General features: G+C 68.4%; 12 protein-coding genes. 11 read left to right on the forward strand and 1 reads right to left on the reverse strand.

Annotated elements, in window-relative coordinates; translation table 11 throughout:
* Complete coding sequence (locus tag E5A74_RS08730; protein ID WP_135983898.1) at positions 1 to 1,302, reverse strand: flagellar hook protein FlgE; 1,302 nt, start codon at positions 1,300 to 1,302, stop codon at positions 1 to 3.
* Between the two features lie 345 nt (positions 1,303 to 1,647).
* On the opposite strand from E5A74_RS08730, the gene E5A74_RS08735 reads away from it, so the two are divergent.
* The 11 genes from E5A74_RS08735 (at position 1,648) to xylB (ending at position 11,933) form a co-directional block, all read left to right on the forward strand.
* The gene (locus tag E5A74_RS08735) at positions 1,648 to 2,466 is read left to right on the forward strand and encodes a hypothetical protein (protein ID WP_135983899.1); all 819 of its coding nucleotides are present in this window, start codon (positions 1,648 to 1,650) and stop codon (positions 2,464 to 2,466) included.
* 185 nt (positions 2,467 to 2,651) lie between these two features.
* Positions 2,652 to 3,044 carry a flagellar biosynthesis repressor FlbT gene (locus tag E5A74_RS08740; RefSeq protein WP_135983900.1) on the forward strand — a complete coding sequence of 131 codons (393 nt, stop codon included), beginning with the start codon at positions 2,652 to 2,654 and terminating at the stop codon, positions 3,042 to 3,044.
* Between the two features lie 15 nt (positions 3,045 to 3,059).
* Positions 3,060 to 4,415 carry a flagellar protein export ATPase FliI gene (fliI, locus tag E5A74_RS08745; RefSeq protein WP_135983901.1) on the forward strand — a complete coding sequence of 452 codons (1,356 nt, stop codon included), beginning with the start codon at positions 3,060 to 3,062 and terminating at the stop codon, positions 4,413 to 4,415.
* Complete coding sequence (locus E5A74_RS08750) at positions 4,412 to 4,840, forward strand: hypothetical protein (RefSeq protein ID WP_135983902.1); 429 nt, start codon at positions 4,412 to 4,414, stop codon at positions 4,838 to 4,840. The genes fliI and E5A74_RS08750 overlap by 4 nt, the downstream gene beginning before the upstream one ends.
* Entirely contained in the window at positions 4,837 to 5,886 is a 1,050-nt protein-coding gene (locus tag E5A74_RS08755; protein WP_135983903.1) for a peptidoglycan-binding protein, read from the forward strand. The genes E5A74_RS08750 and E5A74_RS08755 overlap by 4 nt, the downstream gene beginning before the upstream one ends.
* A gap of 230 nt (positions 5,887 to 6,116) precedes the next feature.
* Entirely contained in the window at positions 6,117 to 7,169 is a 1,053-nt protein-coding gene (locus tag E5A74_RS08760; protein WP_135983904.1) for a sigma factor-like helix-turn-helix DNA-binding protein, read from the forward strand.
* 65 nt (positions 7,170 to 7,234) lie between these two features.
* Entirely contained in the window at positions 7,235 to 7,747 is a 513-nt protein-coding gene (locus E5A74_RS08765) for a hypothetical protein (protein WP_240699740.1), read from the forward strand.
* A gap of 153 nt (positions 7,748 to 7,900) precedes the next feature.
* Positions 7,901 to 8,986 (forward strand): XRE family transcriptional regulator, encoded by a 1,086-nt coding sequence (locus tag E5A74_RS08770; protein ID WP_240699741.1) that lies wholly within the window; start codon positions 7,901 to 7,903, stop codon positions 8,984 to 8,986.
* 47 nt (positions 8,987 to 9,033) lie between these two features.
* Positions 9,034 to 9,681 (forward strand): dTMP kinase, encoded by a 648-nt coding sequence (tmk, locus tag E5A74_RS08775; RefSeq protein WP_135983906.1) that lies wholly within the window; start codon positions 9,034 to 9,036, stop codon positions 9,679 to 9,681.
* Between the two features lie 239 nt (positions 9,682 to 9,920).
* A complete protein-coding gene (locus tag E5A74_RS08780) occupies positions 9,921 to 11,048 on the forward strand; it encodes a fumarylacetoacetate hydrolase family protein (RefSeq protein WP_240699742.1) in 1,128 nt (375 codons plus the stop codon).
* A gap of 105 nt (positions 11,049 to 11,153) precedes the next feature.
* Entirely contained in the window at positions 11,154 to 11,933 is a 780-nt protein-coding gene (gene xylB / locus E5A74_RS08785) for a D-xylose 1-dehydrogenase (RefSeq protein ID WP_135983907.1), read from the forward strand.
* Position 11,934 lies beyond the last annotated feature (1 nt).

An 11,934-nucleotide genomic window follows, 5' to 3' on the forward strand; every position in this document is an offset into this window, starting at 1 on the left:
TTAACGCTTCAGGTCGCTCACTTCGCGCAGCATGTCGTCGACCGTGGTGATGATCTTCGACGAAGCGCTGTACGCCCGCTGAAAGCGGATCATGTTGGTGAACTCGCCGGCGAGATCGACGGTCGAGGCCTCGAGCGAGTTCGCCGCGATCGCGCCCGCGCCGAGCTGGCCCGGTGCGTTGAGCGTCATGCCGCCCGAGGCGCGGCTGAGCGTATAGGCATTGCCCGACAGGCGGGTGAGGCCGTCCGGGTTCTGGAAGGTGGCGATCGGCAGCTGGAACACCGCGCGGGTCGAACCGTCCGAGAAGATCGCGTTGACCACGCCTTCCTTGTCGATCTCGACCGACGAGAGGTTGCCGAGCATGCCGCCATCGACGTTCGACGAGATCAGCGAGCTCTCGGTGCCGAACTGGGTGATGCCGTCGATGCCGTCATCGCTGCCGAGCGCGAGCGTGATCGGAACCGAGCCGGCGCTGTTGGTCCAGTTGACGTTGAGCGGGTTGAACAGCGCGGCGGTCGAGCCGGCACGGTCGAGGCTGCCATCGGCGTTGAACCGGATCGTGCCGCTGGCGAGCACGCCGCCCGCGGCGGTCACGTCGGCCGCGGGGTCCGAATAGACTTCGGCCTGCCAGGTGTTGGCGCCGGTCTTGATGAAGCCCATCGTCAGACGGTGCGAGCCGCCCTGCGAGTCCGACACGTCGAACGAGCGGGTGAACTGCGGGGTGACGGCGCCCGACGCCATGTTCCCGGCGGTATAGGCACCGGTGTAGTTGGCGGTGGTCGACTGCAGGTTCATGCGCGCCTGGATGCGCGTGGTCGGCGAGGCGGTGCCGATCAGGTCGCTCACGCGCACCGCTTCGAGCGCATCGACGTCGCCGGTGTTGGTGTAGTCGCCCGACGCATCGAGGCGCCAGCCATAGAGATAGAGGCCGGCCGGGTTGCGAAGGAAGCCTTCCTCGTCCGGACGGAACGCGCCGGCGCGGGTATAGGCGACGTCGCCCGTGCCGCTCGAGCTGGCGCGCGTCACGAAGAAGCCGCCGCCGTCGATCGCGAGATCGGTGCTGTTGCCCGAAGCCTGGAGCAGGCCCTGCTTCGAGACCATCGAAACCGGCGCCGCGGCGACGCCGCCCGCCGAATAGTTGCTCTTCGCACGGCCGTCGGTGACCATGGTGCGGAACTGGGCTTCGACGCCCTTGTAGCCGACGGTGTTGATGTTGGTGATGTTGTCGGCGACGGTTGCCATCGCGCTAGCCTGCGCGCTGAGGCCGGACACGCCGGCGTAGAGAGCGGAATAGAGGCTCAATGTATCACTCCTGACGACGCCCGCGGATCGATCGCGCAGGCCACAGGTGCTTTTTAGGATGAAATTCGCGAGGGTCGGGCCCGAGCGGGCGAAAATCACAGCCGAATTTTGCCGGACGACGCGCAAGCCCAAGCGAACACAGGCAAAGCTGGCCGGACAGGTCGCAACGATCTTCGCGGGCTCGCAGGCGAACGATCGCTGGGCGGCTCCCTGCCCTCTCCCTTTGTATGACGAAATGTCTGCCAACGTCCCATGGCGGAGGAAGCGATGCAGCTATGCGTCGTCCGGTTGTGCGCGCGGATCGTCGATGCAAGGATCATGGTGCCCTGATGGACGGAGGTACGCATGATCGCCGCTCTCACTGCGCTGCTGGGTGCCTCCGCCTCCGGTTGCATCCCCGTACGCGGCGCCGACCAACTGTGGCAGACCACCACGCGATGGGTGATTGTAGGCGAGATGCACGGGACCAATGAGGCGCCGGATGCATTTGCGAACCTCGTCTGCCTCGCCGCAGCGAGCGGACGCGCCGTTACGGTTGCTCTGGAATACTCGTCCGACGATCAAGCGGCGATTGACGCGTACCTCGCCTCCGACGGAGGCGATCGGGCCCGGGCGGCCCTCACGAGATTGTCGCTATTCACCTCACCTATGCAGGACGGGCGGGGAAGCGTTGCCTTTGTGCGCCTGTTCGATCGCCTTCGTCAGTTGAAGATGGCCGGCAGAATAAGCGGGGTGGTCGCGTCTGATCTGGGCCGGGCCACCCCTGACGGGTTGGATAGAGATGCGGCCATGGCACGAATGTGGACTGCGATACCCACTTCGGAAAATGGCCTGGTGCTGGCCCTGGCCGGAAACATCCATGCCATGAGGAAACCGATCACCTTCTCCGGCCGCACGATAGTCACCGCTGGATCGCTCCTGCCTGCCCGGCAAACTGTGACGGTGAACATCGAAGGCAACGGAGGGCAGGAGTGGAATTGCCGACAAGATGGCTGCGGTCCGCACGAGGCAGGGCCGTCACGCGCCGAAGCTAGCGGCATCACCTTTTCTCAGGATCCGGATCGTCGGTGGGATGGGTCGTATCAGCTGGGCATTCCCACGACGGCTGCTTCACCCGCCCTTTCCGCAAAGCCCGGCGGGCGCTCGGCGGAGAGCGTGCGCTAACGGCAGCCGCCGTCTGGCCACGAACAGAGCCGATCGTCCGCGCGCCGCCGACCTCCGCCATTCGCGGTCGGCCCACAGCCGCCACCCATCCGCAAGAGGGGACTGGGCAAAATTTGCCGGGTGCGCCGCCTAACCCGTTGCGTCCATCCTATAAGAGAACAAACGCACTCGAAAGGTTTGTTCCCATGCTCCGTATCACGCTTCGGGACGGCGAGAAGGCGATCGTCAACGGCGCCGTGATCCGCGCCGTCGGCCGTACCCAGATCGCCGTCGAGAACCAGGTGTCGATCCTGCGCGGCCGCGAGGTCATGCAGCCCGAGGAAGCCACCACCCCGGCACGCCAGCTCTATTTCGCCGCGATGCTCGCCTATATCGATCCGGCCCATCGCGGCCAGTATCAGGACGATGTCGTCGCGCTGATCGGCGGCCTCGTCGCCACGCTCACCGCGCCCGAGGCGCGCACCGCGTGCATCGCCTTCGCGCACGACATGGCGCAGGGCGATTATTACAAGGCGCTCTCGGCCGCGCGCGAGCTGATCGGCTTCGAGGACGTCGCCACCGAAGCCCAGGCCGCGTAAGGACCTCCGGCTGCCATGCAGACTCTTGCCAGCGCCGCCCGCGCGATCCGCACCATGGTGCCCGATCGCCGCTTCGGCAGCGTCGTCGCGGTACGCGGCGCGCTGATCGAAGTGGAGGGGCTCGCCGGCGTCGCGCAGATCGGCAGCCGCGTCGAAATCGACGGCGCCAACGGCAAGGTCGAGGCGGAAGTCACTGCGCTCGATCGTGACGTCGCGCTCTGCCTGCCCTTCACCGATCCGGTCGGCGTCGGGCTCGGCTCGCGCGCCGAGCTCGCCGCGGGCCAGTTCAGCATTCGTCCGTCGCAAGCCTGGCTAGGCCGCATGATCGATGGCCTTGGCCGCCCGGTCGATGGCCAGGGCCCGCTGCCCAACGGCGCCGATCCCCAGCCGATCAAGGCCGCGCCTCCCGCCGCCTCGAACCGCGCCCGCGTCGGCCATCGCATCGAGACCGGCGTCCGCACGCTCGACATGTTCGTGCCGCTCTGCATCGGCCAGCGCCTCGGCCTGTTCGCCGGTTCGGGTGTCGGCAAATCGGTCCTCCTCTCGATGCTCGCGCGCTGGACCCAGTGCGACGTCGCCGTGATCGGCCTGATCGGCGAGCGCGGCCGCGAAGTGCAGGAATTCATCGAGGACGATCTCGGTCCCGAGGGCATGGCGCGCTCGGTCGTCGTCGTCGCCACGTCCGACGAACCTGCTCTCATGCGCCGCCAGGCCGCGTGGACCACTCTCGCCGTCGCCGAGCATTTCCGCGATCAGGGCCTCAACGTGCTGTGCCTGATGGACTCGGTCACCCGCTTCGCGATGGCGCAGCGCGAGATCGGCCTCGCCTCGGGCGAGCCGCCCGCGACCAAGGGCTATACCCCCACCGTCTTCGCCGAGCTGCCCCGGCTGCTCGAGCGCGCCGGCCCCGGCGAGCCCGGCAAGGGCATGATCACCGGGCTGTTCACGGTCCTCGTCGACGGCGACGATCATAACGAGCCCGTCGCCGATGCCGTCCGCGGCATCCTCGACGGGCACGTCGTGATGCGCCGCGCGATCGCCGAGCGCGGCCGCTATCCCGCGATCGACGTGCTCAAATCGGTGTCGCGCACCCTGCCCCATTGCATGAACGACGAGCAGAACGCGACCCGCCTCGCCGCGCGCAAATTGCTCTCGACCTATGCCGACATGGAAGAGATGGTCCGGCTCGGCGCATACAAGGCCGGCTCCTCGCCCGAGGTCGATCAGGCGGTGGCGCTCGCGCCGCAGATCGAGGCGCTGATCAATCAGGGCAAGCACGATCAGGGCCATGCCGACGCCAGCTTCGCCGCGCTCGCCGAGATCCTCTCCGGCGGCGCCGCCCCTGACGAAACCCTCGGGATCGCCGCATGACTCCGTTCGATACCGCGCTCCGCGTCCAGCGCCGCGAGGTCGATGCCGTCAAGGTATCGATCAGCGTCGAGGTCGAGCGCATCACTACGCTCGAGACCCAGACGCGCGCGCACGACGCCACGATGCGCGAGGAGCGCGCGCTCGCTTATGCCATGCCCTTCGCCACCGATGCGTGGCGCGCGCGGATGAAGGCCGAGCGCGCCCGGCTCGACGAAGCCGCCTTTCTCGCCCAGGCCCGGCTCGGCCGGCTGCGCGCCCAGGCCGTCGAGGCCTATGGCACGATGCGCGCGATCGAAGGCGCCGCCGGGCGCTATGAGGACGAGGCCGAGCGCGTCGAGGCACTCGCCGAGCAGAACGCGATCGACGACATCGCCGCCGCGCGCTTCCTGCGCGCCCGCGCGGTTGTGCGGAAGCGTTCGGCATGATCAACGCCACCCAGCTCGCCGCGCTCAGCCCGCAGAAGCGCGCGCAGGTCATCTATGCCGAGGCGCAGTCGCAGCTCTCGACTCGCTTGTGGCGTGCCGCGCTCGGCGACGGCGACAGCAAGGACGCGCGCGACGCGTCGCCGTTCGGCGGCAACAACATGAACATGGATTCGCTGCTCGGCCTGATCGGCGGCAGGACCGACGGGCTCGCCGGCGCGCAGGGCCAATGCGCCTGCCACTGCGCCTGCAGCTGCCATCAGCCCGCGGTCGCCGCCGGCACGGGCAACGAAGCCGGCCAGCTGGGCACCACCGGCGCGGGCACGATCGATCCCGACCAACCGCGTGCGAACCCTGCGGTGGTGCTGTCGAGCGGCACCGGCGCTGCGAGCGCCACCGGCACCGGCCTTCAGCTCGGCCCCAACGCCCGCTACGCCGAGACCTTCAAGGTCGCCGAGGCGCGCACCGGGCTTCCGGCTTCCGCGCTCGCCGCGATCGTCGATGCCGAGGCCGCCAAGGCCGGCGACGGCAGCTGGAACACCCATTCGCGCAACCCGCGGTCGAGCGCCGCCGGGCTCGGCCAGTTCCTCAGCGGCACCTGGGTCGAGCTTGCCCAGACCCAGGGCAGCTGGCTCAACGGCTACGCCTCCGAGCGCGGCTGGCTCGACGGCCGCGGCCGGCTGCAGACCGGCAACCGCGCCGAGCTGCTCGCGCTGCGCTACGATCCCAAGGCGTCGATCCTCGGCGTCGCCGATCTCGCCAAGGGCAATCTCGATCGCCTCGAAAAGGCCGGGGTGCGCGTGCGCACCGACGCCGAGACGCTCGCCAAGGCGGCCTATCTCGGCCACCATCTCGGGCTCGGCGACGCCAAGAAGTTCCTCAGCGGCGGGATCGAGGCCGGGCGCGCGCGGATGCTGCTCTCGGCGCAGATCGGCTCGTCGGCCGCCGAGCAGCGCATCGCCAATGCCGGCAACGCCACCCAGGCGCATCGCCAGTGGCTGCTCGGCTTCATCGATCGCAGAATTCGCCCCGAAGCGTTCGCGGCGTAAATTTCTTCCTATAAGTATTTTACGGGAAGACCGCCGAGCGCCGCTTTGGTAAATTCGCTGTAAATCACTGCATACGGCGGATTTTCGCGGTTTTTTGGGGTCCTCCGGGGCATTCCGACTGCGTATTTATACATATAGGACTGGTTTCCATCCGTTAAAGGATTGGCTGGCATTCATGCTCCTGTCGAAAGGGCAGCCTCACGGCGGCCTCACGAACCAGGGGATTGCACATGTCGAAGACCACGATCGCGCTCGAAGCCGCCGTTGCCACCGTCATCGAGAATACGCCGAAGGACGCGCCGCAGACCAACCGCCAGCGCGTCTATGTCGACCGTGCCTTCGCCCAGATCCTCAAGCTGATCGCCCCCCGCATCCGCCACTTCGTCCGCCAGTACGGCCTGCTGGCCCATTGGGACGACGCCGAGCAGTGCTGCGCGATCGCCGTTCACCGCGCGATCGAGGCCTATGACCCCGCCAAGGCGCAGTTCACCACCTTCGTGAACTGGCAGATCCGCGGCGAGTTGCAGAGCCTCCGCTTCCGCCTGATGACCGATCAGCGCCCCTCGGCGAAGAAGGTCGAGGCGACCACCGTGTCGCTCAATGCGCTCGCCACCGGCGCCGATGGCGAGGAAATGTCGCCCGAGACGCTGATCGAGGACGAGGACGCCCTCGCCCGCACCGAAGCCGCCGCTTCGGACTATCTCGCCGACGGCGCGATCACCGCGCTCGTCGACGCCTATGTCGATCATCTCCGCAAGGTCGGGATCGAGGCGCTGCGCCGCCGTCCCCGTCCGAAGCGCGAGGAAGCCGCGCTGCGCCGCGAAGGCCCGCGCTTCCGCACCGCCACCCACGGCATCGATCCCGCCGAGCTCGACAAGCTCGAGGCCAAGCTGGCCCGTGACCGCGAGATCGTCGCCCGCCGCGTGTTCCAGGCCTCGACGCTCGACGATCTCTCGCTCGAGACCGGCGTGACCAAGGAGCGCGTCCGCCAGATCACCAAGCGCGCCGCCAAGACGATCGCCGAGATCGCCGCCGCCGATCCCCGCTTCGCGCTGATGTCGGAATATGGCCGCCCCGCCGCGACCAAGCGCCGCCAGCCGGCCGCGCCTGCCGCCTCGCTGCTGCCCGACGCCGATCAGCCGCACAACCGCCTCGCCAGCGTCCGCGCCATCCAGCCGGCCGAGCTGGGCGTCGCCCTCGCCGCCCCGGCGGAGAATGTCGAGCGGGTCGAGGCGGTGCTTCTCGCCCATGCCGCGGTCCCGTCGCGCGCCGTCCTGCACTAATTGCACCGAACGACCCACACATCCGTAATCTTCCTATAATGCAGGCAGATAACAGGAGGGGATCGATGCAGGGCGAAGTCGAGATGAACGAAGCCGCGCCGGGCTGGGCGATGATGCCGCGCCCCAATCGCCGCCTCACCGCGCTGGCGCGCGAGACGGCGCGCTGCGCGCTGCCGCTGCTGCCCGAAGGCGCGGGCCTGTTCATGGGGCTCGAGGCCGATGCCGCCGGCGCGCTCCGGCTGATCTGGTGGCGCAGCGACGATTTCACCGTGGTCGCCGAGATCAGCGCCACCCCCGAGGGCTTCTGCCCCGCCGACACCGACGAGGGCGCGCTGCAGGAAGCCGCCACCGAGCTGCTCGATTACCTCGCCGGGCGCTGGCCCGCCCCGCCGGCAGGCTATGGCGTGATCACCGATGGCACCGGCATCGCGTTCGCGCCCGATCATCCCGCGCCGTCGGCATCGGGCTGGCTGGTGCGACAGGCGACCGGCACCGCGCCGCTGCTCGCGATAGTAGCGCTCGACCCTTCGGGCCCTTGCGCGCTGCTTGCGCCGCGCCCGCAACGCTCTTTCCACTAAAAAGACACAAGCATTCCACTAATACGGAACGCTCATTCCATTGTGGAGTAGAGCGTTAACCTTGCATTATTCTTTAAACGCTTCAGAATAGCCCCCTGGCGGCATTGGACCGCGGGGGATGGAATGGCGAAGGGGAACGGAAGGCGGCAGGACGTGAGCCGCGCGGCCGCCGGCGAAATACCGGTCGATCTGTACCGCTGCTTCGTCTTCCCCAATCGCATGCGCGAGCAGCGCCACGCCGCCGGGCATGTCCGGCTGCTCCGCCTCGCCGCGGTCATCCCTGAAATACCCTATATTCGGCTGTCGAAGATCGAGCGTGGCGAAGTCGTGCCGCGCGCAGACGAGCTGCGCCGCATCGCCGCCGCGTTCGGGATCGCCCCCGCCGCGCTGCTTCTCGACATCGACGCGCCGGGCTTCGACATCGCGCGCTGGGCCGAGCCGTTCCTCGACGGCACCCCGCCCGACATGGCCGAGGAGCAGTTCGCGGTGCTGCTCGGTGCTGCGCTGCGCGCCCGCCGCACCGGCGATCCCGCGCTGACCATCGCCGCGATCGAGCGCAGCTTCGGGCTGCCGCCGGTCAATCTCTCGCGCATCGAGAATGCGCAGAAGACGTTCGACCGCTGGGGCGCCCCGGTCCGCGAGGCGCTGCTCCGGCTGTTCGACCTCGCCAACGAGACCGAGCTGCGCGCGCATGTCGCCGCGCTGCACGCGAGCGGGATGCTCGACGGCTATCTCGCCAATATCGCCAATCCGACGCTGCGCCACGAACGCACCCGCACGCGCATCGCCGAGCTCGCCACGACGCTCGCCACCCCCGCCGCCGATACGCCCGCCCCGGTGGTCGCGGCGATCGCCGCGGCGCCGGGCGCCGCGTCGGTGCGTCTCGTGCCGGTGCTCGGCACGCCGCTGCCGCACGGGCTGATCGCCGATACCGCGACGACCGAGAAGGCCGAGGCGCCGCACGCCGCCGGCCCGCGCGCCTTCGGGCTCAGGGTCTGCCGCGCGACGCTGGGCGGCGGCCTGCCCGGCCAGTCGGTGGTGATCGTCGACCCCGATCGCTTTCCCGCGCCCGGCGGGCTCGCCGCGCTGCGCGAGGAGGACGGCTGGCGCCTGCTCTCGGTCGGCGCCGATCGCGATGGCCGGATGATCGGCTTCAGCAGCAATCCCGAGCTCGAGATTCCGCTCGACGATCGCGATCCGGCGCAGATCGCCGGCGTGGTCGCCGCGATCTTCCCCTGATCGCCTGCCGGCCGTGACAATGCCCGCCGCCATGCTAAGGCGCGCGCATGGATGAACCGGCTTTCTTCTATGCGGTCGAGGGCGTCGATGGCTGCGGCAAGACCGGGATAACGCGCGCGCTCGTCGATCATCTGAACGACACCGGGCGTCGCGCGATCCTCACCCGCGAGCCCGGCGGCACGCCGCAGGGCGAGCAGATCCGCGCGCTGATCCTGTCGGGCAGCGACGACGCGTGGGACGCCAATTCCGAGCTGCTGCTGATGACCGCCGCGCGCGTCGAGCATGTCCGCCGCGTCATCCTTCCCGCACTCGCCACGGGCACCTCGGTCGTCTCCGATCGCTATGTCGGATCGACGATCGCCTATCAGGGCGCCGGCAGGGGCATGGCAGAGGATTTCATTCGGCAGCTCCACCGCGTCGCGGTCGGCGATCTCTGGCCCGATCTGGTGATCGTCCTCGATCTCGATCCGCTGATCGGCCTCGCGCGCAGCAAGGGCCGGCTGCGCGCCGCCGCGATCGACGAGGGCCGGTTCGAGACGCTCGATCTCGCCTTTCACCAGCGCATCCGCCAATCCTATCTCGATCAGGCGGCGGCCGCCCCGCAACGCCATGTCGTCGTCGATGCCAGCGGCACGCCCGACATGGTCCGCCGGCGGACGATCGACGCCGTCGAGGCGTGGCAGCGCGGGAGTTAGGCCGCATCGCCTCGCAAGGCGCGTCCCGCTCGCCGACCTGCTGCCTGCCCCCCCGGCAAGCGATCGCGCGCGCGGCGCTTCGGGTGTCCAGCGCACCGCGGCCCGGCGGCGCGGCGCCGGGCGGAATCCGTTCATTAATCTGATTAATTCGCGCATGCGGGTATTGCACCGACTTGACAGCGCGGTCCCCGCCAACCAATGGTAGCGCTATCAAAACAGAATCTCCAAGGCGAGTGATCTTGAAAGCGTCCCCTGCAGAGCTGCTGCCCGTCGACCATGCCCAGGCGATCCTCGTCGGGCGCGTCCTGCTCGCCGCCGGTCCCACCCCGGTGCTGCTGCGCGACGGCTTGGTCCATGACGTGTCGGCCACGGCGCCCACGGTCGCCGATCTGCTCGAGCGCGACGATCTCGCCAGCCTCACCGGTACGCCGATCTGTGACGTCGATGCGCTCGGCGGCGAAGGCGCGCCGCGCCTGCTCGCCCCGATCGACCTCCAGTGCGTCAAGGCGTGCGGCGTCACTTTCGCGCTCTCGGCGATCGAGCGGGTGATCGAGGAGCGCGCGCGCGGCGACGCCGACAAGGCCGCCGCGATCCGCGGCGATCTCGAGGCGAAGGTCGGCTCGGGCATCCGTTCGGTCGTTCCCGGCAGCGACGAAGCCGCCAGCCTCAAGGCGGCGCTGATCGATGCCGGCATGTGGTCGCAATATCTCGAGGTCGCGATCGGCCCCGACGCCGAGGTGTTCACCAAGGCTCCCGTCCTCTCGTCGGTCGGCTGGGGCGACGATATCGGCATCCGCTCGGACAGCGACTGGAACAATCCCGAGCCCGAGATCGTCCTTGTCGTCGACCGCAACGGCAATGTCCGCGGCGCGACGCTCGGCAACGACGTCAATCTCCGCGACTTCGAAGGCCGCAGCGCGCTGCTGCTCGGCAAGGCCAAGGACAATAATGCGTCGACTGCGATCGGCCCGTTCATCCGCCTGTTCGACGACCATTTCACGATGGACGACGTCCGCGCCGCCGTGGTCGATCTCGAGATCACCGGGCCCGAAGGCTATACGCTCCGCGGCACCAACAAGATGAGCGAGATCAGCCGCGATCCGACCGATCTCGTCCGCCAGGCGCTGAGCGAGCATCAATATCCGGACGGCTTCGCGCTGTTCCTCGGCACGCTGTTCGCGCCGGTGCAGGATCGCGACCATGTCGGCCGCGGCTTCACTCACAAGACCGGCGATATCGTCCGCATCGCCACGCCGAAGCTCGGCAGCCTCGTCAATCGCGTCACCACCTCCAAGGCGGCCGCGCCGTGGGAGTTCGGCATCCGCGATCTGATGCGCAACCTCGCCGCGCGCGGCCTGCTGGCGTGAAAACCGTTTTCATTAGCAAAGTAACCCATTACCCTCATGGCAACCATGCTCACGCGCCCCGCGCGCTCACAGGAATCCGCAAGCTCCATGTCCGAAGCTGATCCCATGCACTCGCCGCTCGCACGCGATCAGCGGGCGGTCTATCCGAGCCTTCGCGGCAAGCGCGTGCTCGTCACCGGCGGCGGCTCGGGCATCGGCGCGGGCATGGTCGAAGGCTTTGTCCGCCAGGGCGCGAAGGTCACCTTCTTCGACATCGCCGAAGCGGATTCGCGCGCGCTCGTCGAGAGCCTCGCAGGCGCCGAAACCGCGCCGGTCTATCAGCGTTGCGATCTGACCGACGTCAGCGCGGTGCAGGCCGCGATCCAGGCGCTGATCGACGAGAATGGCGCGTTCGACATCCTCATCAACAACGCCGCCAACGACGATCGCCACACGATCGAGCAGGTCACCCCCGATTATTGGGACAATCGCATCGCGGTGAATCTCAAGCATCTGTTCTTCGCCGCGCAGACGGTGATCCCGGGGATGAAGGCCGCAGGCGGCGGCGTGATCATCAATCTCGGCTCGATCTCGTGGCATCTCGCGCTCGAGGAGCTCACTCTCTATCAGACCTGCAAGGCGGCGATCGAAGGCCTCACCCGCAGCTTCGCGCGCGATCTCGGCCCCGACAATATCCGCTCGGTCTGCATCGTCCCCGGCAATGTCCGCACGCCGCGCCAGCTCAAATGGTACACGCCCGAGGGCGAGGCCGAGATCGTCAAGGCGCAGTGCCTCAAGGGCCGCCTCGTCCCCGACGACATCGCCGCGATGGCATTGTTCCTTGCCTCCGACGACGCACGGCTGGTAACGGGCCACGAATATTTCGTGGACGCAGGGTGGCGATAAG

This window comes from Sphingomonas naasensis (assembly GCF_004792695.1).
GTDB lineage: Bacteria > Pseudomonadota > Alphaproteobacteria > Sphingomonadales > Sphingomonadaceae > Sphingomonas > Sphingomonas naasensis.

Coding starts and splice junctions, on each gene's coding strand:
- E5A74_RS08735 (WP_135983899.1), top strand. CDS start 1,648: ATGATCGCCGCTCTCACTGCGCTGCTGGGTGCCTCCGCCTCCGGTTGC.
- E5A74_RS08740 (WP_135983900.1), top strand. CDS start 2,652: ATGCTCCGTATCACGCTTCGGGACGGCGAGAAGGCGATCGTCAACGGC.
- fliI (WP_135983901.1), top strand. CDS start 3,060: ATGCAGACTCTTGCCAGCGCCGCCCGCGCGATCCGCACCATGGTGCCC.
- E5A74_RS08750 (WP_135983902.1), top strand. CDS start 4,412: ATGACTCCGTTCGATACCGCGCTCCGCGTCCAGCGCCGCGAGGTCGAT.
- E5A74_RS08755 (WP_135983903.1), top strand. CDS start 4,837: ATGATCAACGCCACCCAGCTCGCCGCGCTCAGCCCGCAGAAGCGCGCG.
- E5A74_RS08760 (WP_135983904.1), top strand. CDS start 6,117: ATGTCGAAGACCACGATCGCGCTCGAAGCCGCCGTTGCCACCGTCATC.
- E5A74_RS08765 (WP_240699740.1), top strand. CDS start 7,235: ATGCAGGGCGAAGTCGAGATGAACGAAGCCGCGCCGGGCTGGGCGATG.
- tmk (WP_135983906.1), top strand. CDS start 9,034: ATGGATGAACCGGCTTTCTTCTATGCGGTCGAGGGCGTCGATGGCTGC.
- xylB (WP_135983907.1), top strand. CDS start 11,154: ATGCACTCGCCGCTCGCACGCGATCAGCGGGCGGTCTATCCGAGCCTT.